General features: G+C 70.5%; 21 protein-coding genes and 1 pseudogene. 11 read left to right on the top strand and 11 right to left on the bottom strand.

Annotated features, from left to right (window positions below; translation table 11 throughout):
• The first annotated feature begins 68 nt into the window (after positions 1-68).
• Complete coding sequence (locus CP975_RS18460; RefSeq protein WP_055526779.1) at positions 69-1,268, top strand: pyridoxal phosphate-dependent aminotransferase; 1,200 nt, start codon at positions 69-71, stop codon at positions 1,266-1,268.
• Positions 1,269-1,340: 72 nt separating this feature from the next.
• On the opposite strand, the gene CP975_RS18455 is transcribed toward CP975_RS18460, so the two are convergent.
• Positions 1,341-1,889 (bottom strand): type III secretion system chaperone family protein, encoded by a 549-nt coding sequence (locus CP975_RS18455; RefSeq protein ID WP_055526777.1) that lies wholly within the window; start codon positions 1,887-1,889, stop codon positions 1,341-1,343.
• 175 nt (positions 1,890-2,064) lie between these two features.
• On the bottom strand, positions 2,065-4,680 hold the full coding sequence (gene clpB / locus CP975_RS18450; RefSeq protein ID WP_055526775.1) for an ATP-dependent chaperone ClpB: 2,616 nt from the start codon (positions 4,678-4,680) through the stop codon (positions 2,065-2,067).
• A 148-nt stretch (positions 4,681-4,828) separates the two neighbouring features.
• On the opposite strand from clpB, the gene CP975_RS18445 reads away from it, so the two are divergent.
• Complete coding sequence (locus CP975_RS18445; RefSeq protein WP_055526773.1) at positions 4,829-5,209, top strand: pyridoxamine 5'-phosphate oxidase family protein; 381 nt, start codon at positions 4,829-4,831, stop codon at positions 5,207-5,209.
• A gap of 130 nt (positions 5,210-5,339) precedes the next feature.
• Here the strand turns inward: CP975_RS18445 and CP975_RS18440 are convergent, their stop codons facing one another.
• Complete coding sequence (locus CP975_RS18440) at positions 5,340-5,699, bottom strand: Rieske (2Fe-2S) protein (RefSeq protein WP_078594475.1); 360 nt, start codon at positions 5,697-5,699, stop codon at positions 5,340-5,342.
• Positions 5,696-5,848, bottom strand: a complete 153-nt coding sequence (locus CP975_RS35075) for a hypothetical protein (protein ID WP_167532708.1) — start codon at positions 5,846-5,848, stop codon at positions 5,696-5,698. Before CP975_RS35075 ends, CP975_RS18440 begins: the two co-directional genes overlap by 4 nt.
• 140 nt (positions 5,849-5,988) lie before the next feature.
• Here CP975_RS35075 and CP975_RS35840 point away from each other — a divergent pair, with 140 nt between their 5' ends.
• Both CP975_RS35840 and CP975_RS35835 read left to right on the top strand, forming a co-directional pair.
• Entirely contained in the window at positions 5,989-6,993 is a 1,005-nt protein-coding gene (locus tag CP975_RS35840) for a helix-turn-helix transcriptional regulator (protein WP_425474324.1), read from the top strand.
• Between the two features lie 20 nt (positions 6,994-7,013).
• Positions 7,014-7,745 (top strand): annotated as a pseudogene (locus tag CP975_RS35835) (helix-turn-helix transcriptional regulator); the annotation flags it as partial.
• Here the strand turns inward: CP975_RS35835 and CP975_RS18430 are convergent.
• The 5 genes from CP975_RS18430 to dnaK form a co-directional block, all read right to left on the bottom strand.
• A complete protein-coding gene (locus CP975_RS18430) occupies positions 7,708-8,250 on the bottom strand; it encodes a hypothetical protein (RefSeq protein WP_055526771.1) in 543 nt (180 codons plus the stop codon). The pseudogene CP975_RS35835 and the gene CP975_RS18430 overlap by 38 nt on opposite strands.
• A 121-nt stretch (positions 8,251-8,371) precedes the next feature.
• Entirely contained in the window at positions 8,372-8,833 is a 462-nt protein-coding gene (locus tag CP975_RS18425) for a heat shock protein transcriptional repressor HspR (protein ID WP_055526769.1), read from the bottom strand.
• Position 8,834: 1 nt separating this feature from the next.
• A complete protein-coding gene (gene dnaJ, locus CP975_RS18420; protein ID WP_030788920.1) occupies positions 8,835-10,028 on the bottom strand; it encodes a molecular chaperone DnaJ in 1,194 nt (397 codons plus the stop codon).
• Positions 10,029-10,061: 33 nt separating this feature from the next.
• Positions 10,062-10,787 carry a nucleotide exchange factor GrpE gene (grpE, locus tag CP975_RS18415; RefSeq protein ID WP_055526767.1) on the bottom strand — a complete coding sequence of 242 codons (726 nt, stop codon included), beginning with the start codon at positions 10,785-10,787 and terminating at the stop codon, positions 10,062-10,064.
• Positions 10,787-12,652, bottom strand: a complete 1,866-nt coding sequence (dnaK, locus tag CP975_RS18410) for a molecular chaperone DnaK (RefSeq protein WP_055526766.1) — start codon at positions 12,650-12,652, stop codon at positions 10,787-10,789. The genes grpE and dnaK overlap by 1 nt, the downstream gene beginning before the upstream one ends.
• Before the next feature lie 358 nt (positions 12,653-13,010).
• Between dnaK and CP975_RS18405 the strand changes: the two genes are divergently transcribed.
• The 7 genes from CP975_RS18405 to CP975_RS18375 all read left to right on the top strand — a co-directional run bounded on the left by CP975_RS18405 (position 13,011) and on the right by CP975_RS18375 (position 24,287).
• On the top strand, positions 13,011-15,278 hold the full coding sequence (locus CP975_RS18405) for a (Fe-S)-binding protein (RefSeq protein ID WP_055526763.1): 2,268 nt from the start codon (positions 13,011-13,013) through the stop codon (positions 15,276-15,278).
• Between the two features lie 154 nt (positions 15,279-15,432).
• The gene (locus CP975_RS18400) at positions 15,433-16,785 is read left to right on the top strand and encodes an FG-GAP repeat domain-containing protein (RefSeq protein ID WP_055526762.1); all 1,353 of its coding nucleotides are present in this window, start codon (positions 15,433-15,435) and stop codon (positions 16,783-16,785) included.
• A 254-nt stretch (positions 16,786-17,039) separates the two neighbouring features.
• Complete coding sequence (locus CP975_RS18395) at positions 17,040-18,425, top strand: FG-GAP-like repeat-containing protein (RefSeq protein WP_055526760.1); 1,386 nt, start codon at positions 17,040-17,042, stop codon at positions 18,423-18,425.
• A 56-nt stretch (positions 18,426-18,481) separates the two neighbouring features.
• A complete protein-coding gene (locus CP975_RS18390) occupies positions 18,482-19,927 on the top strand; it encodes an FG-GAP-like repeat-containing protein (protein ID WP_055526758.1) in 1,446 nt (481 codons plus the stop codon).
• 257 nt (positions 19,928-20,184) lie between these two features.
• Positions 20,185-21,669 carry an FG-GAP repeat protein gene (locus CP975_RS18385; RefSeq protein WP_150477123.1) on the top strand — a complete coding sequence of 495 codons (1,485 nt, stop codon included), beginning with the start codon at positions 20,185-20,187 and terminating at the stop codon, positions 21,667-21,669.
• A gap of 73 nt (positions 21,670-21,742) precedes the next feature.
• Positions 21,743-23,182, top strand: a complete 1,440-nt coding sequence (locus CP975_RS18380; protein WP_055526757.1) for an FG-GAP-like repeat-containing protein — start codon at positions 21,743-21,745, stop codon at positions 23,180-23,182.
• 145 nt (positions 23,183-23,327) lie between these two features.
• Positions 23,328-24,287 carry a Yip1 family protein gene (locus CP975_RS18375; protein ID WP_055526756.1) on the top strand — a complete coding sequence of 320 codons (960 nt, stop codon included), beginning with the start codon at positions 23,328-23,330 and terminating at the stop codon, positions 24,285-24,287.
• Between the two features lie 120 nt (positions 24,288-24,407).
• Here the strand turns inward: CP975_RS18375 and CP975_RS18370 are convergent, their stop codons facing one another.
• Both CP975_RS18370 and dcd read right to left on the bottom strand, forming a co-directional pair.
• Entirely contained in the window at positions 24,408-24,905 is a 498-nt protein-coding gene (locus tag CP975_RS18370; protein ID WP_030788947.1) for a phosphoribosyltransferase, read from the bottom strand.
• An 8-nt stretch (positions 24,906-24,913) separates the two neighbouring features.
• Positions 24,914-25,489 (bottom strand): dCTP deaminase, encoded by a 576-nt coding sequence (gene dcd / locus CP975_RS18365; protein WP_030788950.1) that lies wholly within the window; start codon positions 25,487-25,489, stop codon positions 24,914-24,916.
• Positions 25,490-25,555: the final 66 nt, after the last annotated feature.

Raw genomic sequence — 25,555 nt, 5'->3', positions numbered from 1 at the left:
GACAGGGGGATGCCCCCGTGCGGGACGGCCCAAAGCAGAGTTGAGGAACTCCAGAGGTTCGACGGAGGATGGCCGCCATGACCTCCACTTCCGCGAGCGGGCGCCCGCTGCTCAACCGCCGCCTCGCCGAGTTCGGTACGACGATCTTCGCCGAGATGTCCGCGCTCGCGGTGTCGACGGGCGCGATCAACCTGGGCCAGGGCTTCCCCGACACGGACGGCCCCGAGTCCGTCCGCGAGGCCGCGGTGCGCGCGCTGCGCGACGGCCGCGGCAACCAGTACCCCCCGGGCCCCGGTATCCCCGAGCTGCGCACGGCGATCGCCGAGCACCAACTCGCCCGCTACGCCCTCGCCTACGACCCCGACCGCGAGGTCCTCGTGACGGCGGGTGCGACCGAGGCGATCGCGGCGTCCCTGCTCGCCCTCGTCGAACCGGGCGACGAGGTCATCGCGCTGGAGCCCTACTACGACTCGTACGCCGCCTCGATCGCGCTGGCGGGCGGCACGCGCGTCCCGGTCACCCTGCGCCCCTCGGACGGCCGCTTCCGCCTGGACCTGGACGAGCTGCGCGACGCGATCACGCCACGCACCCGGCTGCTCCTCATCAACACCCCGCACAACCCCACCGGCACGGTCCTCACCCGCGCCGAGCTGACGGAGATCGCGAAGCTGGCCGTCGAGCGCGATCTGCTCGTCGTCACCGACGAGGTCTACGAACACCTCGTCTTCGACGACGCCGAGCACATCCCGCTCGCCTCCTTCCCCGGCATGCGCGAGCGCACGGTCACCATCGGGTCCGCGGGCAAGACGTTCTCGTTCACGGGCTGGAAGGTCGGCTGGCTGACGTCCACGCCGGAGCTGGTCGCCGCGGTCCGCTCGGCGAAGCAGTTCCTCACGTACGTCTCCTCGGGCCCCTTCCAGTACGCGATCGCGGAGGCGCTGGCCCTGCCCGGCTCCTTCTTCGCCGACTTCCGCGCGGACATGCGGGCCAAGCGGGACCTGCTCAGCGAGGGTCTGACGGCGGCGGGCTTCGATGTCTACCGGCCGGCCGGCACGTACTTCGTGACGACCGACATCCGCCCGCTGGGGGAGACCGACGGCTTCGCGTTCTGCCGCGCGCTGCCCGAGCGGGCCGGTGTCGTCGCCATCCCGAACGCGGTCTTCTACGACCACCGGGAGGCGGGCGCGCCCTTCGTCCGTTTCGCCTTCTGCAAGCGGACGTCGGTCCTTGAGGAGGCGGCGGCCCGCCTCAAGACACTGGCGGGCTGAAGCCGCCGCCGGTACGCCGAGAGCCCGGCCGGGGTGTCATCCCCGGCCGGGCTCTCGCGCGCGTACGGACCCTCAGGCCTCGTCGTCGCCCTGCTTCTCGCCGGTCTCGCCCTCGGCGGAGTCGACCTCGGACTCCAGGCCCAGCTGCTCGACGAGCCAGCGGTCGAACTCGATCGCGGCGCGCACCCAGCTGACGGTCGAGGACACGAAGTGCTCCAGGGAGACTCCGGTGCCGATCAGCATCTGGGCCTCGCCGATGAGGCGGACCGTGCCGTCGTCGTGCGTGTGGCTGTAGACCTTCGGCCACAGCGTGCGGCGGTTCCAGTCGTCGATCGACTCCAGAAGCTGCTGCTTCTGCTCGATCTGGTGGGGCCGGTCGTAGAACGTCCGCACCGAGAAGACCTGCTGGTCGTCCTCGCCGCGGAACATGAAGTACGTACGGAACTCCTCCCACGGCGCCGCGAGGTCACCCTCGTCGTCGACGACGTGCTTGAGCTCCATCTGGTCCAGGAGCTGCTTGACCAGGTCCTGGTCGGGGACGACGGGGCCCGCCGGTCCTGCGCCCTGCGGCGGTTCGGGCTGTCCCCCGAAATTCGGAATCGAGGACGGGTCGATGCTCACGTGCTTTGTCCCTTCGTATGGATGGGCCCATCCTCTCCCAGGGTGGGCCCCCCGGGGCAAGCCCGGCTGCTCGTCTGCCGTGTTTCCGCCGTTCGCCGTCTGCGGACAGCGTGTGGCTGGTCGCGCAGTTCCCGCCGCACCCGGCGAACAAGCGACCGGGGCAGACGCGATGCCGCTACAGCGACTTGCCCGCAGGGGCGGACGAGGGGCCTACCAGGAGGCCGTCCCCGGCGCGGTCCACGCGGACCGTGTCGCCGTCGGTCACCTCACCCGCGAGGATCTCCTTGGCGAGCCGGTCGCCGATGGAGGTCTGGATGAGGCGGCGCAACGGCCGCGCCCCGTAGGCGGGGTCGTTGCCCTCGTCCGCCAGCCAGGCCAGGGCCTCGGGCGTGACCTCCAGGGTCAGGCGCCGCTCGGCCAGCCGCTTGGCGAGGCGGTCGATCTGGAGCCGCGCGATGTGCGCCAGCTCGTCCTTGGTGAGCGCGGAGAAGACCACCAGGTCGTCGAGGCGGTTGAGGAACTCCGGCTTGAAGGAGGCCCGTACCACTTCGAGGACCTGCTGCTTCTTCTCCTCCTCGGAGGTGAGCGGCTCGACCAGGTACTGGCTGCCGAGGTTGGACGTCAGGACCAGGATGGTGTTGCGGAAGTCCACCGTCCGGCCCTGCCCGTCGGTGAGGCGCCCGTCGTCGAGGACCTGGAGCAGGACGTCGAAGACCTCCGGGTGCGCCTTCTCGACCTCGTCGAGCAGGACGACGCTGTACGGGCGCCGCCGCACCGCTTCGGTGAGCTGGCCGCCCTCCTCGTAGCCGACGTACCCGGGAGGGGCGCCGACGAGCCGGGCGACGCTGTGCTTCTCGCCGTACTCGCTCATGTCGATGCGGACCATGGCCCGCTCGTCGTCGAAGAGGAAGTCCGCGAGGGCCTTGGCCAGCTCGGTCTTGCCGACGCCCGTGGGGCCGAGGAAGAGGAAGGAACCGGTCGGGCGGTCGGGGTCGGCGATCCCGGCGCGGGTGCGGCGCACCGCGTCGGAGACGGCGCGCACGGCCTCGCCCTGGCCGATGAGCCGCTTGCCCAGCTCGTCCTCCATGCGCAGCAGCTTCTGCGTCTCGCCTTCGAGGAGGCGCCCGGCGGGGATGCCGGTCCAGGCGCCCACTACATCGGCGATGTCGTCGGGGCCGACCTCCTCCTTCACCATGGTGTCCTTGGACTGGGCGGCGGCCTCCTCCTCGGCCTCGGAGGCGGCTTCGAGGTCGCGCTCCAGGGTCGGGATCTCGCCGTAGAGCAGCTTGCTGGCGGTGTCGAAGTCGCCGTCCCGCTGGGCGCGTTCCGCCTGGCCGCGCAGTTCGTCGAGCTTCTCCTTCAGCTCACCCACGCGGTTGAGGGACTGCTTCTCCTTCTCCCAGCGGGCGGTGAGGCCGCGCAGCTCCTCCTCCTTGTCGGCGAGGTCGCGCCGCAGCTTCTCCAGGCGCTGCTTGCTGGCCGGATCCGTCTCCTTGCTGAGCGCCAGCTCCTCCATCCTCAGCCGGTCGACGGCGCGCTGCAGCTCGTCGATCTCGACGGGCGAGGAGTCGATCTCCATGCGCAGCCGGGAGGCGGCCTCGTCGACGAGGTCGATGGCCTTGTCGGGCAGGAAGCGGGAGGTGATGTACCGGTCGGAGAGCGTGGCGGCCGCCACGAGCGCGCTGTCGGCGATCTGGACCTTGTGATGAGCCTCGTACCGCCCCTTGAGCCCGCGCAGGATCGCGATGGAGTCCTCGACGGACGGCTCGGCGACGAGCACCTGCTGGAAGCGGCGCTCCAGGGCGGGGTCCTTCTCGATCCGCTCGCGGTACTCGTCCAGGGTGGTGGCGCCGACCATGCGCAGCTCACCGCGGGCGAGCATGGGCTTGAGCATGTTGCCCGCGTCCATGGCGGAGTCGCCGCCGGCGCCCGCGCCCACGACGGTGTGCAGCTCGTCGATGAACGTGATGATCTGCCCGTCGCTCTCCTTGATCTCGGAGAGGACGGTCTTGAGCCGCTCCTCGAACTCGCCGCGGTACTTCGCGCCGGCGACCATCGCGCCCAGGTCGAGGGAGACGAGCCGCTTGTTCTTCAGCGACTCCGGGACGTCGCCCTTCACGATCCGCTGCGCGAGGCCTTCCACGACGGCGGTCTTGCCGACGCCCGGCTCTCCGATGAGCACGGGATTGTTCTTCGTACGCCGGGACAGCACCTGGACGACCCGCCGGATCTCCTGGTCCCGCCCGATGACGGGGTCGAGCCGCCCTTCGCGGGCCGCGGCGGTGAAGTCGGTGCCGAATTTCTCCAGCGCCTTGTACTGACCCTCGGGGTCGGGTGTGGTCACCCGGCGCCCTCCCCTTGTCGTCTCGAATGCGTTGAGCAGCTTCTTGTCGGTGGCCCCGTGACCGGCGAGCGCCTCCCCGGCCCGGCCGCCCTTGGCGGCGATGCCGATGAGCAGGTGCTCGGTGGAGAGGTACTCGTCGCCCAGCTCCTTCGCGCGCCGGTCGGCGTCGGTGATGACGGCGAGCAGTTCGCGGTTGGGCTGCGGCGGCGCGACGGTGGACCCGGTCACGCTGGGCAGCGCCGCGAGCACCCGCTCGGCGTCCGCGCGCACGGCCGCCTGATCGGCGTCGACGGCGGCGAGGAGGTCGGTGATGTTCTCGTTATCCTCCCCCTCCAGCAGCGCAAGCAGCAGATGCGCGGGGGTCAGATCCGGGTGCCCGTCCTGTACGGCCCGGTCGCCTGCCGCGTTGATCGCGGCCCGGCTCCTGTTGGTCAGCTCTGCGTCCACGTGCGCATGTCCTCCTTACGGCGTCCCACCACTGGCGTCCGCCCACAGGGCGTCCGACCACTCATGCTGACTAAGTCAACGTACACAAAGTTGAGTCTATTCCACTCAAGGGCATGGTGGGGAGACGGGGCGGCTAAGTTCCGTACCCATGAGCTTCTGGCGTGAACGGCACCTGTGCACCTTGACCACCCTGCGCCCTGACGGCACCCCGCACGTGGTCCCGGTCGGCGTGACCTACGACCCGGAGGCCGGGATCGCCCGCGTCCTCGCGCGGAAGACGAGCCGGAAGGTCGTCCACATCCTCGCGGCGACGGGCGTCGCGGACGGCCGCGGGGCGCGGGTGGCGGTCTGCCAGTTCGAGGGCCGGCGCTGGGCCACGCTGGAGGGGATCGCGACGATCAGGACGGAACCGGCGGAGATCGAGGCGGCGGAGCTGCACTACGAGGCCCGCTACGGGCGGCGCCCCTCGCCGAACCCGGACCGGGTCCTGATCGAGATCGAGGTGACGCGGACCATGGGGAAGGCGTGAGGGGTGGTTGCTCCCCCGTCCGCCCCCGCTCTTCCCGCACACACCACAGCGGCGCCACCGTGTTCAGGTCCACGGTGGCGCCGCTGCTGGGGGAAGCACCTGCGCGATTTACAACGACGGGGGAATCGCGTCAGGCACTGCGGGGGGTGGCTGTGATGCTGTCCGGGGCGCTCGTCATCGCCCCGGGGTCCTGCTGCTCCTGCTCTCCGACGAGCTGGTGGTCGCGCCGGTCGAGATTGACGAAGACCATCCCGTACCGCACGGCACACCGCACCGGCTGCGGCGCGCCCCGCGGCCTCCGGAGGCACCGGTAGGCCCGGATCTCCTCCTCGTCGTCACGGGTGACGACGATCGGCTCGCCGAGCAGGGTCACCATCAGCGAGTCGCCGCGATGGGGGATCGCGGTCACGAGATCGATGAAGTGCCAGCCGGAGCGGTAGGCCGTGGCCATTTCCCGGCGGAAGGTGCGGTCGTCAGGAGGGGTGCTCATGCCTCGCCACCCTTCGGCAGACCATGCCAGGACAGATCCGACTCCGGCGCGGATACCGAAGACCGGCCGGCCGGCTCGCTGTTCCAGGAGAGATCCAGCGTGGTCACCGCGCCCAGGCCCAGCCCGACGGAGAAGGTGGTGACAAGCACCGAGCGAAGCATGCGCTTAAACATGATCGGCTTCGTCCTCACTTGGTAGGTTCGTCTCCCCCGGCCCAACAAGACGATGTCTCAATCGAGCACGTCAAAGCCACAGGGTGGATGCATCATGTTCCTGCACGTTCAGGACCCTGGGGGGTGGAGATTTGCTCACAACACACGCTAAACCGACACATCCTCACCCCTCGACTCCACTTTGCGACGAGGGTTCGAGGCTTTACGCCAGCGCGCTGAGCAACGGTCGCCTGGCGCGTTCGGAGGCTGAGAACGCGCCCTGCCTCCTCGAGTCCAGCCTGCTGCGCCCCGACCCCGACGACGTCGACTGGCTCCGCCCGGTTCCGCCGTCCGCCGCGCTGGCCCAGCGCCTCAACCCCATCGAACGGGAAATCCAGGACCGACGGCGACTCGCCGTACAGCTCACCGACATCTTCGAGCCATTTATGTCCATCACGGCCCGGACCGAACCGACGGGCCACTCGATCACCGTGCTGGAGAACAACGGGCACATCGACGCCGCCATCGAACGGGCCACGGCCGAATGCCGTTTCGAGATACTCACCGCTCAGCCGGGAGGCGGTCGCAGCGAGGACTCGCTCACCGTGGCGCTGCAACGCGGCCAGACGGTTCTCGAACGGGGCATCACGATGCGCACCCTCTACCAGCACACCGTCAGACACAGCCAGGGGACCCTGGCGTACGCGGCGCGCATGGCCAAGGGCAATGTCCAGATCAGGACCCTGGAAGAGCTGATCGACCGACTGATGATCTTCGATCGTACGGTCGCGCTCATCCCGGCCCGCGAGGACCGCCAAGTCGCCCTGGAGCTGCGCCACCCCGGCATCGTCGAGTACCTCGCCAAGGTCTTCGAACACGAGTGGAGCCGGGCGACCCCGCTCCTCGACGAGGTGCCGTACGCCCCCTCCACCGACGGGATAACCGGCGTCCAGCGCTCCATCGCCAAGCTCCTCATCGAGGGCCACGTCGACGAGGCCATCGCCCGCCGTCTCGGCATGAACGTCCGCACCTGCCGCGCCCACATCGCCAAGATCGCCGCGGCTCTCGGCAGCGGCAGCCGTGCCCAACTCGGCTATCTCATCGCCCAGTCGGGGATCCTGGACCAGAACCGCACGCAGTGAGCGCAGAGCAGGAGGGAGCCCGCATGGCCGGCCGGCGCGCACGCGAAGCGCGGTTGTTCTCCGCCACGGACACCCCCGCGGGCACCCTCGCGGACGCCCCCGCGGTCACCGTCCTCGACGGTCTCGAACGCATCAACTCGGCCATCGACCAGGCCATGAACGACGTCACGGAGGAGTTCCTCGCCATCCAGCCCGGCGGCACCCGCCCGCCCGAGACGCTGGCCGAGGCCTTCCCCAGGGACCAGGCTCTGCTCAGCCGGGGCTGCCGGATGCGGACCCTCTACCAGCACACGACGCGCCACTCCCTGCCCGTGCTCGCCTACTTCGAGCAGCTCGACGGCGACGCCGAGGCCCGCACCCTGGACGAGGTGACCGACCGCCTCTTCGTCTTCGACCGGACCGTGGCGTTCATCCCGGCGAGCAGGGACCGCAGCATCGCCCTGGAAGTGCGCCAACCGGCCCTCGTGGAGTACTTCGCCACCACCTTCTGGCGGCTGTGGCGCCTGGCCACCCCCATGTGGCCCCAGGCCGCCCCGCAGGTCTCCGAAGGCGGCGTCACACCCCGCCAGCGCGCCATAGCGGCCCTCCTCGTCGAAGGCCTCACCGACGCCGAGATAGCCGACCGCCTCGGCATGAACATCCGCACCGCCCGGGTCCACATAGCCAAACTCGCCGCCACCCTCGGCAGCGAGAGCCGCGCCCAACTCGGCTACCTCATCGGCCGGTCAGGTCTTCTCGACCGGGCTCAGTAGCGTCCGCCACCGCCAGCCACTCCCGCAGCAGAGCCTCCCGCGCGGCCGCCCTCGGCGAGCCCCCCTCGTGCCGCCGCCCCCACTCCGCCATCGCCGCCAGCGTCGTCAGGAGCGTGCCCGCGCCCTCCGTGAGGCGGGCGAGCAGGTCGCGGGAGAGGGCGTACTCGGCCGGGGAGTAGAGGGCCGTCGCGGTGTACGCCGTCAGTTCCTTCTCGCCCTCGGGGCCCTCGACCCGCACCGTCATCGTCGACGCCGCGTCCGTGCCGCCCAGGCCCACCGTCAGGACCATGTCGACCGCCGCCCCCACCTGCCGCATCAGCGACTTCAGCGGCACATCGTCGACCGTCAGGGAACGCACGTCCTCCCATGGCCAGAACTCGTCCTGCTTGTCACCGAGAGCCACCACGCCCTCCGGGGTCAGGCGCACCCCCGGAGCGAGGCCGGACGGCTTCGCGCCCACGTACACATCGCCCTCGGCTATCCAGAACAGTCCCACCATGGCCATGCCGAACTACCCACTTCCCCCAGCACCGACAATCACTTCAGGTCGTCAGACGCAACGCGCGTCGGGGCCGGGAGGTTCCCACCTCCCGGCCCCGACGGCGTCGCACACAGAGATCGCCGAGCTACTCCGTCGCCCTCTTGGGACGCCAGACCACCAGCGCGCTCGCCTGCTGCACGTCCTGGTAGGGGACGAGGTCGCGGCGGTACGAGGCGTGCACCGCCGCTTCACGCTGCTGCATGGCGGCGGCGGCTCCCTCCACGGCCGCGGACAGCTCCGCGACGCGTGACTGGAGCGCGGCGACCTGGTTCTCCAGCTCGATGATGCGCTTGATGCCGGCGAGGTTGATGCCCTCCTCCTGCGACAACTGCTGCACGGTGCGCAGCAGTTCGATGTCGCGGACGGAGTAGCGGCGGCCGCGGCCCGCGGTGCGGTCCGGGGAGACCAGACCCAGGCGGTCGTACTGGCGCAGGGTCTGCGGGTGGAGGCCGCTCAGCTGGGCGGCCACCGAGATGACGTACACCGGCGTCTCGTCGGTGAGTTGGTACGCGCTACTGAAACCGGACTGTCGACGGCGGCCGTCCATCTCATGCTCCCTTCGCGGCCTGGAACAACTCTGCGCGCGGGTCGTCGCCCGCGGTCGCCTCGCGGTAGGACTCCAGGGCTTCCCTCGCCTCGTCCGACAGGGATGCCGGGACCGACACCTCCACCGTCACGAGCAGGTCGCCCCTCGTGCCGTCCTTGCGGACCGCGCCCTTGCCGCGGGCCCGCATCGTACGGCCGTTGGGGGTGCCCGCGGGCAGCTTGAGGGTGACGGCGGGTCCGCCCAGGGTCGGGACCTTGACCTCGCCGCCCAGTGCCGCCTCCGGGTACGTCACCGGCACCGTGACCGTGAGGTTGTCGCCCTTGCGGCCGAAGACCGGGTGGGTGTCGACGTGCACCACGACGTAGAGGTCGCCGGCCGGGCCGCCCCGCTCGCCGGGCGCGCCCTTGCCGCGGAGCCTGATCCGCTGGCCGTCGCTCACCCCCGCGGGGATCCGCACCTGCATGGTGCGGGACGACTTCGCGCGTCCCGAGCCGGCGCAGACCTCGCACGGGTCCTGGGCGATCAGGCCCCGGCCCTTGCAGTCGACGCACGGGTCGGTCAGCGAGAAACCGCCACCGCCGCCCCGCGAGACCTGGCCCGTGCCGACGCAGGTCGGGCACACGCGCGGCGTGCCGTTCTTGTCGCCGGTGCCGGAACAGGCCTTGCAGGCGGCCTGGGAGGACATGCGGAGCGGCACCGTAGCGCCGTCCACCGCCTCCGTGAAGCTCAGCGTGACCTCGGACTCGATGTCCTGGCCGCGCCTCGGCTGCGTACGCGTGCCGGAACCGGCACCCGCGCCGCCGCGGTTGAACAGGCCCCCGAAGACGTCACCGAGGCCGCCCCCGAAGCCGCCGCCGGCCGCTCCACCGCCGCCCGGGGCGCCGCCTCCGAAGAGGTCGCCCAGGTCGAAGTTGAACGAACCGCCGCCGCCTCCGGGGCCCTGCCGGAATCCGCCGTTGCCGAAGAGAGCACGCGCTTCGTCGTACTCCTTGCGCTTCTTGGGGTCCCCGAGGATGTCATTCGCCTCGGAGATCTCCTTGAAGCGCTCCTCCGCCTTGGCGTTGCCCGTGTTGGCGTCCGGGTGGTTCTCGCGGGCGAGCTTCCGGTACGCCTTCTTGATCTCGGCCTCGGTGGCGTCCTTGGGGACGCCGAGGACCTTGTAGTAGTCCTTCTCGATGAAGTCCTTGGTGCTCATCCTCGACGTCCCTCCTCACTCATGTCGTAGCCGTCAGCCCTCGTCCGGGCCACCGGTCTCCTTCTCGTCCGAGCCCTCCGCGGCGGCCGCGGGACCCGCGGCACCCTCGGGGGATTCGTCGCCCTTGACCGTCTGCGCGCCCGGCTGCGGCTCGGCGACGGCCACCCGCGCGGGGCGGATGGTGCGCTCGCCGATGCGATACCCCGGCTGGAGGATCGCGACGCACGTCGTCTCGGTGACGTCCGGGGCGTAGCTGTGCATCAGGGCCTCGTGGATCGTCGGGTCGAAGGGCTCGCCCTCCTTGCCGAACTGCTGGAGGCCCATCTTGGCGACGACGGTCTCCAGCGCCTCGGCGACCGACTTGAAGCCGCCGACCAGCTCGCCGTGCTCACGGGCGCGGCCGATGTCGTCGAGGGTCGGGAGCAGCTCGGAGAGGAGGTTCGCCGAGGCGATCTCCTTCACCGCGACCTTGTCCCGCTCCACGCGACGGCGGTAGTTCTGGTACTCGGCCTGAAGCCGCTGGAGGTCCGCCGTGCGCTCGTTGAGCGCGGTGCGGGCCTGGTCCAGCTGGGCGGTCAGGGCCGTCGCACTCGCGTCCTGGGCGGACGTCGTCTTGCTTTCTGCGTCCCCGGCCGGGGCCGCCGGGCCCTCCTCGGTGGAGGGCTCGGCGGCCTTCGGCGCCGCGTCATCAGGGGTGGCGCCAGAGGGGACGTCAGGCTTCTCGGCGTTCTCGCCGAAGCCCGGGGTCTCCTCGGTCATCAGGCAGCGCCGCCCTTCGCGTCACCGGGCTTCTCGTCGTCGACGATCTCGGCGTCGACGACCCCGTCGTCCTCCTTGGGCTGCTCGCCGCCGGGGGCCGCGCCCTCGGCGCCGCCCGCGGCCTGCGCGCCCTGGGCGTCGGCGTACATGGCCTGGCCCAGCTTCTGCGAGACGGCGGCGACCTTCTCGGTGGCGGTGCGGATCTCGGCCGTGTCCTCGCCCTTGAGCTTCTCCTTCAGCTCGCCGACGGCTTCCTCGACCTCGGTCTTCACGTCACCGGGGACCTTGTCCTCGTTGTCCTTGAGGAACTTCTCGGTCTGGTAGACGAGTTGCTCGCCCTGGTTGCGGGACTCGGCGGCCTCGCGGCGGGCGTGGTCCTCGTCCGCGTACTTCTCGGCCTCCTGGCGCATGCGGTCGACCTCGTCCTTCGGCAGCGAGGAGCCGCCGGTGACGGTCATCTTCTGCTCCTTGCCCGTGCCCAGGTCCTTCGCGGTCACGTGCATGATGCCGTTGGCGTCGATGTCGAAGGAGACCTCGATCTGCGGGACGCCGCGCGGGGCCGGCGGCAGGCCCGTCAGCTCGAACATGCCGAGCTTCTTGTTGTACGCCGCGATCTCGCGCTCGCCCTGGTAGACCTGGATCTGCACCGACGGCTGGTTGTCCTCGGCCGTCGTGAAGATCTCGGAGCGCTTGGTCGGGATGGTCGTGTTGCGCTCGATGAGCTTCGTCATGATGCCGCCCTTGGTCTCGATACCAAGCGACAGCGGGGTCACGTCGAGGAGCAGGACGTCCTTGACCTCACCCTTGAGGACGCCGGCCTGGAGCGAGGCGCCGATGGCGACGACCTCGTCCGGGTTCACGCCCTTGTTGGCGTCCTTGCCGCCGGTCAGCTCCTTGACCAGCTCGGCGACGGCCGGCATGCGGGTGGAGCCACCGACGAGAACGACGTGGTCGATCTCGGAGAGCTGGATGCCCGCGTCCTTGATGACGTTGTGGAACGGCGTCTTGCAGCGCTCCAGGAGGTCGGACGTGAGCTGCTGGAACTGGGCGCGCGTGAGCTTCTCGTCCAGGTGCAGCGGGCCCTCGGCGGAGGCCGTGATGTACGGGAGGTTGATCGTGGTCTCCGTGGAGGAGGACAGCTCGATCTTGGCCTTCTCGGCCGCCTCGCGCAGGCGCTGGAGCGCCATCTTGTCCTTGGAGAGGTCCACGCCGTGGCCGTTGTTGAACTGCTTGACCAGGTAGTCGACGACGCGCTGGTCCCAGTCGTCACCACCGAGGTGGTTGTCGCCGTTCGTCGCCTTCACCTCGACGACGCCGTCGCCGATCTCGAGCAGCGAGACGTCGAAGGTGCCGCCACCGAGGTCGAAGACCAGAATGGTCTGGTCGTCCTTGTCGAGGCCGTAGGCCAGGGCGGCGGCGGTCGGCTCGTTGACGATGCGCAGGACGTTCAGACCGGCGATCTCACCGGCCTCCTTGGTGGCCTGGCGCTCCGAGTCGTTGAAGTACGCCGGGACGGTGATGACCGCGTCGGCGACCTTCTCGCCCAGGTACGCCTCGGCGTCGCGCTTCAGCTTCTGGAGGATGAACGCGGAGATCTGCTGGGGGTTGAACCCCTTGTCGTCGATGTCCACCTTCCAGTCGGTGCCCATGTGGCGCTTGACCGACCGGATGGTCCTGTCCACGTTGGTGACCGCCTGGCGCTTGGCGACCTCGCCGACCAGCACCTCGCCGTTCTTCGCGAAGGCGACGACGGACGGCGTGGTCCTGGCGCCTTCGGCGTTGGTGATGACGGTGGGCTCGCCGCCTTCGAGAACGCTGACGACGGAGTTAGTCGTGCCCAGGTCGATGCCGACCGCACGTGCCATTTCGGTTCCTCCAGATGTACTTCTTGAGTGGATCTGGCTCAAGCATGCATGAGCGCTGCGCTGGCGTCAACAGATGTGAGTCTGGGGGACTCAACTCTTATCCTGTGCTTACGCGCAGGTAGGACCCTTCCGGGGGTCTCTTCTCAGCTGCGGGTTCGTTGTGGTTGCTCGCGCAGTTCCTCGCGCCCCTGACGGGGCGCCCCCTGTCGCCCCGTGATCGAACCGCGAAGGGTTGCCTGAGCGACGCAGATCACCGGGTTGCTGGCTACAGTGCGGCGGAGTAAGTGGGTAGTCTCAGACGGACTGCATAAGTTACCGCTTAGTAATAGTTCGCCTCGCAGGCCCGAGGAGCCCCCAAATGCAACTCGCCGCGATCATCGTGTCGCTGGTCCTAATCGCGGTCGGCGTCGCGCTGTTCGGCCGTGCCATCGTGCAGATCTACAAGTTCATGCGGCTCGGCCAGCCCGTGCCCGCCGGAACCCGGACCGACTACCCCGTCCAGCGCACGCTCACCGTGGTCAAGGAGTTCCTCGGCCATACGCGCATGAACCGATGGGGCATCGTCGGCGTCGCGCACTGGTTCGTGGCGGTGGGCTTCTTCTCGCTGCTGCTGACGATCGTCAATGCCATCGGCCAGCTCTTCAAGGCCGACTGGATGCTGCCGATCATCGGCGAGTGGGCGCCGTACAACGTCTTCGTCGAGTTCCTCGGCACGATGACCGTGCTCGGCATCGTGACGCTGATCGTGATCCGGCAGCTGAACCGTCCCGGCAAGCCGGGCCGCAAGTCCCGCTTCGCCGGGTCCAACACCGGCCAGGCGTACTTCGTCGAGACCGTCATCCTCATCGTCGGTATCTGCATCTTCACGCTGCACGCCCTGGAGGGCGCCCAGCACCACGTGGACAGCTACGAGGCCTCGTTCTTCATCTCGTACCCGCTGGTCTCGGCGCTCCAGGACCTGGACGTCTCCACCCTCCAGAACCTCACGTACTTCTTCGCGGGCGTGAAGATCGCGACGTCGTTCATCTGGATGATCACGGTCTCCCTGAAGACCGACATGGGCGTCGCCTGGCACCGCTTCCTCGCCTTCCCGAACATCTGGTTCAAGCGGGACGCGGACGGCTCCACCACCCTCGGTGAGCTACAGCCCATGACCAGTGGCGGCAAGGCCATCGACTGGGAGGACCCGGGCGAGGACGACACCTTCGGCGTCTCCCAGGTCGAGCAGTTCTCCTGGAAGGGCCTGCTGGACTTCTCCACCTGCACCGAGTGCGGGCGCTGCCAGTCGCAGTGCCCCGCCTGGAACACGGGCAAGCCGCTCTCGCCGAAGCTCCTGATCATGTCGCTGCGCGACCACGCGCACGCCAAGGCGCCCTACCTGCTCGCGGGCGGCGGCAAGACCATGGAGGGCGAGGAGAAGGCGTCGGCCGAGCAGCTCGCCGATGTCCCCGCCGCCGCTCTCGCGGAGGCCGAGCGGCCGCTCATCGGCACCCTCGAAGAGAACGGCGTCATCGACCCGGACGTCCTGTGGTCCTGCACCACCTGCGGCGCCTGCGTCGAGCAGTGCCCGGTCGACATCGAGCACATCGACCACATCGTCGACATGCGCCGCTACCAGGTGATGATCGAGAGCGCGTTCCCGTCCGAGGCGGGCACGATGCTCAAGAACCTGGAGAAGAAGGGCAACCCCTGGGGCCTCGCCAAGAAGCAGCGCGTGGAGTGGACCAAGGAGGTCGACTTCGAGGTCCCGATCGTCGGCAAGGACGTCGAGGACCTCACCGAGGTCGACTACCTCTACTGGGTCGGCTGCGCGGGCGCCCTGGAGGACCGGGCCAAGAAGACCACCAAGGCCTTCGCCGAGCTGCTGCACATCGCGGGCGTCAAGTTCGCGATCATGGGCGGCGACGAGAAGTGCACCGGTGACTCCGCCCGCCGCCTCGGCAACGAGCCGCTGTTCCAGCAGCTCGGCCAGGAGAACGTCGCGATGCTGAACATGGCGTACGGCGAGGACGACGAGGACGAGTCGACCAAGAAGCCCAAGTCGGCCAAGAAGATCGTCGCGACCTGCCCGCACTGCTTCAACACCATCGCGAACGAGTACCCGCAGCTCGGCGGCGACTTCGAGGTCATCCACCACACCCAGCTGCTCCAGCACCTCATCGACGAGGGCAAGCTGATCCCGGTGACGCCGGTCGAGGGGCTGATCACCTACCACGACCCCTGCTACCTGGGCCGTCACAACAAGGTCTACACGCCCCCGCGCGAGATCATGTCCGCCGTCCCCGGCCTGCGCCAGCAGGAGATGCACCGCCACAAGGAGCGCGGCTTCTGCTGCGGTGCCGGTGGTGCCCGGATGTGGATGGAGGAGCGCATCGGCAAGCGCATCAACACGGAGCGCGTGGATGAGGCGCTGTCCCTCAACCCCGACATCGTCTCCACCGCCTGCCCCTTCTGCCTCGTCATGCTCACCGACTCGGTGAACGGCAAGAAGAACGACGGTCAGGCGAAGGAATCGCTCCAGGTCGTCGACGTCGCGCAGCTGCTGCTCGACTCCGTGAAGACGCCGGCCGATCCGGCGGGCGACGAGGAGTCGGCGGACACGCCGGAGCCGGAGCCCGTCAAGTAACCACCTAGGTACGGCAGTCAGGCCGGTTCCGCCCCTCGGGGCGGGGCCGGCCTGACGCGTAACATCATGGGCTTGTTGTTGTCCTGTGGGGCGTTCGGGGTGGGTGAGAAGCGTGCACAGAACCGGGATCGGGACACGCAACGCGCGACGCGGCGTGAGGCGCGGCGGCCTCCCGGGGGCGGCGGTGGCCGTCGGCTGCGCGCTGCTCCTCGCGGGCTGCACCGGCCACCAGGACGACGCGAAACCCGGCGGCACCAAGCCCCGGCCGGTCAGCATGGCGGGCAAGGGCGCGCCCCGGCTGCCCGTGCCGCGCGGCGACGGCAGCGGGGCCGAGGACGACTTCAACGGCGACGGCGCCCGTGATCTCGTACTGGACGACCTGGTGCACCGCGACCACGGCGACGACGCGGGGATCGGCGTGGTCTACGGCTCCGGGCGCGGCCTGGTGCCCGGTGCCCGGCAGTTGCTGAGCGCGCACGCCAACGGGGCGCGTACGAAGGGACAGTTGCCGACCGCCTTCGAGTCCCAGGTCTCCTGCGACCTGGACGAGGACGGCTTCACCGATCTGCTCGTCTCCACCGACCCGCCCTACGACGGGCAGGGGCAGCCGCCCGTGCCGCTCCAGATCCTCTTCGGCTCGCCCGAGGGTCTGACGGGCAAGGCCGTGAAGCTGAAGGTGCCCGCGCAGGCACGTTTCGGCAACGACTGGCCCGACCAGCCGGTCTGCGGGGACTTCGACGGGGACACCGCGAGCGATCTCGTCCTGCACGCGAGCGGGGCCCGGATCTCCTTCCTGCGCGGACCGTTCAAGCGGTCGGGCGCGCCGCGCGCCGCGGGCGCCCCGGTCACCGCGCCCGGCGACGGCCTCGGGAAGGGCCGCGCCACGGACGTCGACGGCGACGGCTACGACGACGTGCTCGTACGCAAGACCGCGGGCGCCTCCGGGGCCGCCGCGAGCGCCCTTGTCCTCGGCGGCCCGCAAGGGCCCGGCAAGACGGGGGCGGCCGGGGTGCTCCTCCCGGCCGGCGAGGACATCGCCTTCGGCCGCTTCGGCATGGGCAAGGGCGTGGACGCGGCGATCGCCGCCCCGAAGGGCATCGCCCTGCGCTACGAGGTTCCGGGCACCCTGCGCGGCTCCCTGGAGGCCGGTGACACCGCCGTGGACGCGGGTGACCTGGACGGGGACGGCCTGAGCGAGCTGGTCGCCAGCGGTGGGAGCGGCGGGAGCGATGGCGGCGCCGGGGAGGTGCGGGTCTTCAGGGGGCGTACGGCGGGCCTCGCGGCCAAGGCGACGGCGACGGTGGTCCCGTCGGCCAAGGGCACGACGCAGGTTCTCCAGGTCGCCGACTTCGACGGCGACAAGCGGGCCGACCTGGTCGTACGGACGTATCGCGGGGCCACCGAGGACACCGTGGGGGTGTACCCGGGGGTGCGGGGCGATGTGGTCGCGCGCAAGCCGCGGTTGACGTTCTCCACCGCGGAGTTCGCGGCGCCGGGCGCGGGGTGAGCGGGGGTCAGTAGTGCGGTGGGGGCGCCGGGTGAGCGGGGGTCAGTAGTGCGGGCCGGTGTTCATCTCGCGGCCACCACGCCACTTCCGGCGCACAACCCTTCGTACGCCTCACGAGTCACACACCCGGAAGCCGAGCCCTGCCCAAAGGCTCACGCTGCCCAGAGGCCCAGGCCCCTCTCCAGAGGCTCAGGCCCTGCCCAAAGGCTCAGTCGGAGCCCGCGGATGTCCTGCCGCAAACCCGGGAGTACCACGTGCGCGCAAGAAACCTGGCCGTCACCGCCACCGTCGCGGCCCTCGCCGCCGCGGGGCTGACGCTGCCGCTGGCCGGTCCGGCGAGCGCCGCCTCCACCCTGAAGGACGACTTCAACGGCGACGGCTACCGTGACCTCGCGATCGGCTCGCCGCACACCAATTCCGTGACCGTGACCTTCGGTTCGGCGTCCGGGCTCGCCGCCAACCAGGCGACGACCCTGACCCAGAACTCCCGCCAGGTGCCCGGCGTGACCGAGCCCGAGGACGAGTTCGGCGAGAACGTCACCACGGGCGACGTGAACCGCGACGGCTACGCCGACCTCGTCGTCGGCGCCCCCGGCGAGAAGGTCGACGGCAAGCCGTCCGGCGCCGTCACCATCATCTGGGGCGGCAAGGACGGCTTCCACGACGGCGGCCGCGTCGTGACCTCCCCGGCCGACACCACGGGCCGCTTCGGCGAGGCCACCGTCTGGACCGACTTCGACGGCGACGGAAGCCAGCAGCTCGCCGTGGTCAGCGGCGACAACTGGTGGTACTACAGCGACGGGAACGAATTCGAGCGCCCGCTCGGCCTGGAGGTCGACTTCATCCCCGAGGGCACCCGCCTCGACGGCATGGTCGCCGGGAACTTCAAGCAGGCGGACGGCATCAGCCTCGTCCTGTACGGCGAGCGCGCGGACGGCGGGGCCTGGACCGCCCACATGAACGGCGGCGCGGGCGACTACGGCTACAACGCCGAGATCCTCGGCGAGGGCGACGACCCGACCGCCACCCGCGACGCGGCCACCTCCGGTGACGTCAACGGCGACGGCTACGCCGACCTGATCACCGGCAACGCCCGGGGAGGCAAGGGCGGTTCGGTCACCGTGCGGCTCGGCGGTGACCGGGAGTTCGGCGCCCCGACGACGTACCACCAGGACAGCGCGGGCGTGCCCGGCACCGATGAGACCGGCGACGGCTTCGGCGCGTCCGTCTCCGCGGGCGACGTGACCGGCGACGGCCTGGCCGACCTCGCGGTCGGCGCGCCCGGCGAGACCGTCGGCGCGGTCGCGGGCACGGGCAGCGTGACGTTCCTGAAGTCCTCCGGCGGGCACTTCACCTCGGGCAAGTCCTGGCACCAGGAGACCTCGGGCGTGCCGGGCGTCGCGGAGCCGGGCGACCACTTCGGTACGTCCGTACGCCTCAAGGACATCAACAAGAACGGCAAGGCGGACCTGGCCGCCGGCGCCACCGGTGAGGACATCGACACGACCCGGGACGTCGGCGCCGTGTGGTCCCTGCGGGGCACGGCGACGGGCCTGACCTCGTCCTACGCGACCTCCTTCAACGGCAGGGACTTCGGCGTCGGGGGCGTGGACGCGGGCTTCGGACACACCCTGCGTTGATGCCCCGCGCCCGCCGCGCACCTTGCCCTTCCTCTCAGCCAGTTGGAGATATCTCAGTGACTCAGCACGTGCGCAACAAGCTCATCACCGCGGGCGCCCTCTGCGCCGCCACGGCCCTCGGCCTCACGGGCCTGGCGGCGGGCGGCGCCTCGGCCGCCACGCCCTCCCAGCTCCGCGCCGACTACAACGGCGACGGCTACGCGGACCTCGCGGTCGGTGTGCCCGGCGCGACGGTCGGCGGCAAGGCCGGCGCCGGATACGTCAACGTCGTCTGGGGCGGCGCGTCCGGCCTCGGCAAGCACGGCTCGGTCACGGTCAGCCAGGCCACCGCGGGTGTGCCCGGCACGGCCGAGGCGGGCGACACGTTCGGCAAGGCCGTCGACTCGAACGACATGAACGGCGACGGTTACGCGGACCTGGTCGTCGGCGCCCCCGGCGAGGACATCGACGCCGCCCAGGGCGCGGGCACCGTCACGATCGTGTGGGGCTCCGCGAGCGGCTTCAAGGGCGGCTTCACCGCGGCCTCCGGAGGAAACGGCGAAGCCCGCGGGTACGGGGCGGTGCTCACCACCGGCGACTTCGACAGGGACGGCGACAAGGACATCGCCCTCAACACCCACTTCGACGAGACCAGCTCGCTCTCGATGCGGCCGGGCCCCTTCACCGCGGGCTCGCCCGCCACGCTCTCCCGTATCCAGGGCTGGCACTTCGCCGGGCCGACCGTCGTGACCAGCGGTGACTTCGACGGCGACGGCGGCGATGACATCGCCCTGGCGTACGACGGCATGGAGATCAGCGGCACCGAGGTGCTGAGCCGGGCGTCCGGCGCGTGGAAGACGACGTGGTCCACCGGCGACACCACCTACTCCGCCCTGGCCGCCGGTGACTTCGACGGCGACGGCACCGACGACCTCGCCATCGGACACGTCCAGCCCAACCCCGAGTTCGAGAGCACCGCCTGCGAGGACCGCCTCGGCGGCGCCGTCCTCACCGTCTACGGCAAGAAGGGCGGCGCGTTCGGCGACGGCGGCTCCTCCTGCACCACGCAGGACAGCCCGCAGGTCGGCGGCACCGCGGAGGCCGACGACAACTTCGGCGCGCACCTGGCGACCGCCAACGTCGACAAGGACGGCATCGACGAGCTGATCGTCGGCGCCGACACCGAGGCCGTCGGCACCGCGAAGAACGCCGGTTCCTACTCGGTCCTCGCCTCGCTCGGCACCGGCGAGCACCTCGTCGGCCCCTCCTTCAGCCAGAACTCCACGGGCGTGGCGGGCACGGCGGAGGCCGGCGACCGGCTCGGCGCTGCCGTCACCACCGGCGACTACAACGGCGACACCTACCCGGACGTCGCGGTGGGCGCGCCGGGCGAGGACGGCAAGGGCGGCGTCTGGTACGCCGCGACCCCGAAGGACGGCCCGAACCCGCCGGTCACCTCGGTGACACCGGGCAAGCTGGGGCTCTCGGGCGCCAAGGAGTACGGGGCGGTGCTTGGGCGGTAGGCCCTGGGCGGTGCCTTTGGTTGGCCGGTAGATCACCGGCTTCGCCGAGTTCGTCCTCAAGCGCCGGACGGGCTGGAGAGATCCAGCCCGTCCGGCGTTGGCGTTTCCCCGCCAAATCCCCTGAACACAGCAACCTCTCCCAACTCCCCATTCCCGTACAACCCTTGAGGCCCCCCGGCGGTCTCCCCTTCGCCGACCACAGCGTGACGCCAGGGCCAATGCCCGGTGAACGCCCCCGCCTGCCGCAGGAGAACCGCATGGCCCAGCACAAGCGCACCACCGCCACCAGACCGGGACGCATACGCCTCGCCGCGGCGACGGCCGTCGCGGCCGCGCTGTCCGGTGGACTGCTCACCGCCACGGCGGCCACCGCCTCCGCCGCCGAGCCGGCCGCGGCCGCGCAGCCGGACGAAGCCGACTTCAACGGCGACGGCGTCGCGGACCTCGCCACCTCCGCCCCGAGCGCGTACGTCGGCGGGAAGGCCGGGGCCGGCCAGGTCACGGTGACCTACGGCGGCGCCGAACGGCACCACACCACGTACAGCCAGAACAGCGCGGGCGTGCCCGGCGACGCCGAGAAGGGCGACAGCTTCGGCGCCGACACCGCGTACGGCGACTTCAACCGCGACGGGTACGACGACCTCGCGGTAGCCGCGTTCGGCGAGGACGTCGGCTCGGACGTCGACGGCGGCACCGTACAGATCCTGTGGGGCTCGAAGAACGGCCTGTCCGGGGGGACCACGCTCAAGGACCCGCGCCCCACCAAGCACGACTTCTTCGGCGGGCCCATCCAGGCGGGCGACTTCGACGGCGACGGCAAGGACGACCTCGTCATCGGCTCCCGCTCCGGCACGGCCACCATCGACGTGTACGAGGGCGGCTTCACCCGCGCCGGCGGCACCGGCCGCCACTACACCGTCACCCCGCCCATCCAGAGCGGCGAGGACGCGGGCCCGTTCAACCTGCACTCCGGTGACGTCAACGGCGACGGCAAGGACGACCTGATCGTCGACGGCTACTCCGTCGCCGGGGGCGAGAACGCGAACCTCTGGCTGCCCGGCAGCGCGAACGGCGTCACGACGACCGGTGTACAGCGGCTTCCCGGCGGCGTCATCACCGACGTGGGCGACACGGACAGCGACGGCTACGGCGACATCATCATCGGTCTGACCTGGGACGACGGCATCTCCGGCGCGCACAAGGGCGGCACCGTGTACGTCGTGAAGGGCAAGTCCACCGGCCCGTACGGAGGCAGCCAGGTCATCACCCAGGAGTCCGAGGGCGTGCCCGGCAGCGGCGAGACCGGCGACGCGTTCGGCACCGAGCTGGACCTCGGGGACATCAACGGCGACGGCCACCTCGACCTGGTCGTCGGCACCCCCGGCGAGGACCTGGAGGGCGTCAGCGACGCGGGCTCGGTCACCGTCGTCTACGGCGCCACGGACGGTTCCGGCCTCTCCACCAAGAACTCGGTGCTGCTGAGCCAGAACACCCCCGGCGTCCCGAACGCCAACGAGAAGAACGACTTCTTCGGCTCGGAGGTCCACGTCGACGACCTGAACGACGACGGCCGCGGCGACCTCGCGATCGGCGCGTCCGGCGAGAACGGCTCCAACGGCGCCTTCTACCTCCTGGACTCCAAGGCGGACGGCACGCTCTCGGGCACGTCCGGCGTCTACACCTCCACCGTGGGCATCTCCGGCTCGGGCACGCCCCGCCTCGGCACCAACTTCGCCGACTGACCGCCCCTTCTCCTCCTCACCGCCGGGCCCGCGCTGTCGAGCGCGGGCCCGGCCCTCACCCCCCGGAGCCCCAGTGCGCATCCGTGCCTTCCTCCTGAGCGCGTCCCTGACGACCACGGGCCTGCTGGCCCTTCCCGCCACGCCGGCCCTCGCCGCGCCCGCGAAGCACACCGCCGACTTCAACGGCGACGGCTACGCGGACCTCGCCGTCGGCGTGCCCTCCGGCACCGTCAACGGCAAGGCGAAGGCCGGTTACGTGAGCGTCGTCTTCGGCGGCGAGGGCGGGCCGGGCCGAAACGGCGTGCGGCGCATCACGCAGGCCACCGTCGAGGTCCCCGGCACGCCCGAGGCCGGCGACCGCTTCGGTGGCGCGGTCACCACGGCGTACGTCGACGACGACGGGTACGCCGACCTCGTCATCGGCGCCCCGGGCGAGGACATCGACGCCAAGACGGACGCGGGCTCGGTCACCGTCCTGTACGGCACCGGCGACGGCTTCGCCCTGGCCAACACCGCCGCCCGCGGCGAGAAGGCCTCCGACGCGTACGGCATGTCCCTGGCCGCCGCCGACTTCACCGGCGACACGGACGTCGACCTGGCGATCGGCGCCAAGGACAAGGTCGTCGCCAACTTCAACCCGTACGCCGCCCGGACCAAGCCCGTGATGACCTACCCCATGGGCGGTCGCGCCCCCGTCATGACGACCGGCGACTTCAACTCCGACGGCCGCCCCGAAGTGGCCGTGGCCTACTACACGCAGAACCAGCCCCACACCCAGTCCCACGTCCAGCTCTACCGCTACAGCAAGGACGAGGACCGCTTCGGCCTGACCTGGAGCAGCGACAACAGCGCCGCGAACGCGCTGGCCACCGGCGACTTCAACGGTGACGGCCTCGACGACCTCGCGCTCGGCAACTGCCGGGAGATCGCCGACGAGAACATCGACGACCCGTGCGGTCCCGAGGAGCGCGCCAAGGGCGGCGGCATCCACATCCACTACGGGGGCGGCGACGAGCCCATCTGGCAGGGCCAGACCCTCAACCAGGACACGCCGGGCGTCCCCGGCGTCGCCGAGACGGGTGACGACTTCGGCAACGCCCTCGCCGTCGCGGACATCGACGGCGACGGCAAGGACGACCTGATCGCGGGCGCCCCCGGCGAGGCGATCGGCAGCGCGGCGCGGGCCGGCAGCGTCACGGTCCTGAAGGGCGGCGCGAAGGGCATCCTCGACGCGTCGGGGGCGGCGAGGGCGGTCGCGTACCAGCAGAACTCCCCCGGCATCCGCGGCATCGCCGAGCAGGGTGACGCCTTCGGCGCGGCGCTCGCCACCGCCGACCACAACGGCGACGGCCGCCCGGACCTCTCCGTCGCGGCGCCGGGCGAGAACGCCTCGGCGGGCGGTGTCTGGGACCTGCCCTCCGTCACCGCGGGCGGCTCGGTCGTCACCCCGAACTCCCTGGGCCTGCCCGCGTCTTCGGACCCGCTGGCGTACGGGGCGGTGCTGCGCCGCTGAGCCGGTGAGCCGGTGAGTGCTGCGCCGCTGGCCCGGTGCAGCAGGCCTCAGGGTTTCCCCTAAGGGTTGTCACAGGTCGGCCGCAAAGCCGCTCTCCTCCCGAGGGGGGACGACCCCACTCCGTGAGACCAGGTACGTTCGATTCGTGGCTGGATTCAGGATCGGACGCGGCCGGGACAACCGCGCCCCGCAAGCGCGACCGCAACAACAACCGCGGCAGCAGCCGTACGGACAGCAGGCCCCCCAGGGGCAGCAGCAGCCGTACGGCTACCCACCCGTGCCGCCGAACCCGCAGCAGTACGGCGGTGGCGGCCCCCAGTACGGGGGCGGCGGCCCGCAGCAGCGTGGCGGCGGCGGCCAGCAGTGGCCGCAGGCGGGCGGCGGCGGTCACGGGGAGCCGGAGTACTTCGGCGACCAGGGCCTTGGCCCCGGCCCCGGCCCCCAGGGCGGCTACGACCCGTACGCGGCCAACAACCCCGGGCACACCCAGGCCTTCTCCATCGGGGATGACCCCTACAACCAGGGCGACACGTACCGCGCGGGCCAGGCCCCCGCGCCCATCGGCCCGCGCCTGCACTGGAAGGACCTGCTGCGCGGCATCGTGCTGCGCCCGGCTCCGACCTTCCTCCAGATGCGGGACTACGCGATGTGGGCCCCGGCGGTCGTCGTCACGTTCCTCTACGGACTGCTCGCGATCTTCGGCTTCGACGACGCCCGCTCCGACGCGATCAACGCCACCCTCTCGGCGGCGGTCCCGTACGTCCTGACGACCGGCGTCGCGATCACCATCAGCGCGTTCATCCTGGGCGTGGTCACGCACACCCTCGCCCGCCAGCTCGGCGGCGACGGCGCCTGGCAGCCGACGGTCGGCCTCTCCATGCTGATCATGTCGCTGACGGACGCGCCCCGCGTGATCGTGGCGATGTTCCTGGGCGGCGGCCAGCCCTTCGTCCAGCTCCTCGGCTGGGCGACCTGGCTGGCGGCGGGCGCGCTGCTCACGACCATGGTGAGCAAGTCCCACGAGCTGCCGTGGCCGAAGGCGCTGGGAGCGGCCTCGATCCAGCTCCTCGCGATCCTGTCGATCGTCAAGCTGGGCACGTTCTAGCGGCCGGAACGGCCCATGACCACGCGGGAGGGCCCGGCGGACGTTAGGTCCGCCGGGCCCTCCCGCGCATACGTATATCCCCGCGCATACGCATATCCCCACGTATATCGACGACCTCGGTCAGGCGTCGAGTACCTGCCCCGCCCGCTTCACGACGGGCGGCTCGACGCTCCAGGGGAAGTTGATCCACTCGTCGGTGCGCTTCCACACGTACTCGCACTTCACGAGCGAGTGCGACTTCTCATAGATGACCGCGGACCGCACCTCGGCGACGTGGTCGAGGCAGAAGTCGTGCACGAGCTTCAGCGTCTTGCCGGTGTCGGCGACGTCATCGGCGATGAGCACCTTCTTGTCGGTGAAGTCGATGGCGTTGGGCACGGGCGCGAGCATGACGGGCATTTCGAGCGTGGTCCCGACGCCCGTGTAGAACTCGACATTCACGAGGTGGATGTTCTTGCAGTCGAGCGCGTAGGCGAGCCCACCGGCGACGAAGACACCGCCCCGGGCGATGGAGATGATGATGTCGGGCTGGTACCCGTCGTCGGCGATGGTCTGCGCCAGCTCACGCACGGCGCCGCCGAACTTCTCGTACGTAAGGTTCTCTCGTACGTCACTCATACCGCTGCTCACACCTGCGTCCGATGGAAATTGAGGAAGGACCGGGAGGCGGTCGGCCCGCGCTGCCCCTGGTAACGCGACCCGTACCGCGCCGAGCCGTAGGGCTCCTCGGCGGACGAGGTCAGCCGGAACAGACACAGCTGCCCGATCTTCATGCCCGGCCAGAGCTTGATCGGCAGCGTCGCGAGGTTCGACAGCTCAAGGGTCACGTGCCCGCTGAACCCCGGGTCGATGAACCCGGCGGTGGAGTGCGTGACGAGCCCGAGCCGCCCGAGGCTGGACTTGCCCTCAAGACGGCTGGCGAGGTCATCGGGAAGGCTGACGACCTCGTACGTCGAGGCGAGCACGAACTCCCCGGGGTGCAGGATGAACGGCTCGTCACCCTCGGGCTCCACGAGCCGCGTCAGATCGGCCTGCTCGACGGAGGGGTCGATGTGGGGGTAGCGGTGGTTCTCGAACACCCGGAAGTAGCGGTCCAGCCGCACGTCGATGCTCGAGGGCTGCACCATGGATTCGTCGTACGGGTCGATCCGCACCCGTCCGGAGTCGATCTCGGCCCGGATGTCCTTGTCTGAGAGAAGCACGCACCGAGGATACGCAGAGCGCGCGGCCCCGCCACAATCTCCTGGACCGTGACGACCCGCGCGCCC

It is taken from the genome of Streptomyces alboniger, from assembly GCF_008704395.1.
Classification (GTDB): Bacteria; Actinomycetota; Actinomycetes; order Streptomycetales; family Streptomycetaceae; genus Streptomyces; species Streptomyces alboniger.
The sequence above is the reverse complement of the archived record's forward strand: the minus strand, read 5'-3'. Positions and strand labels throughout refer to the sequence as shown.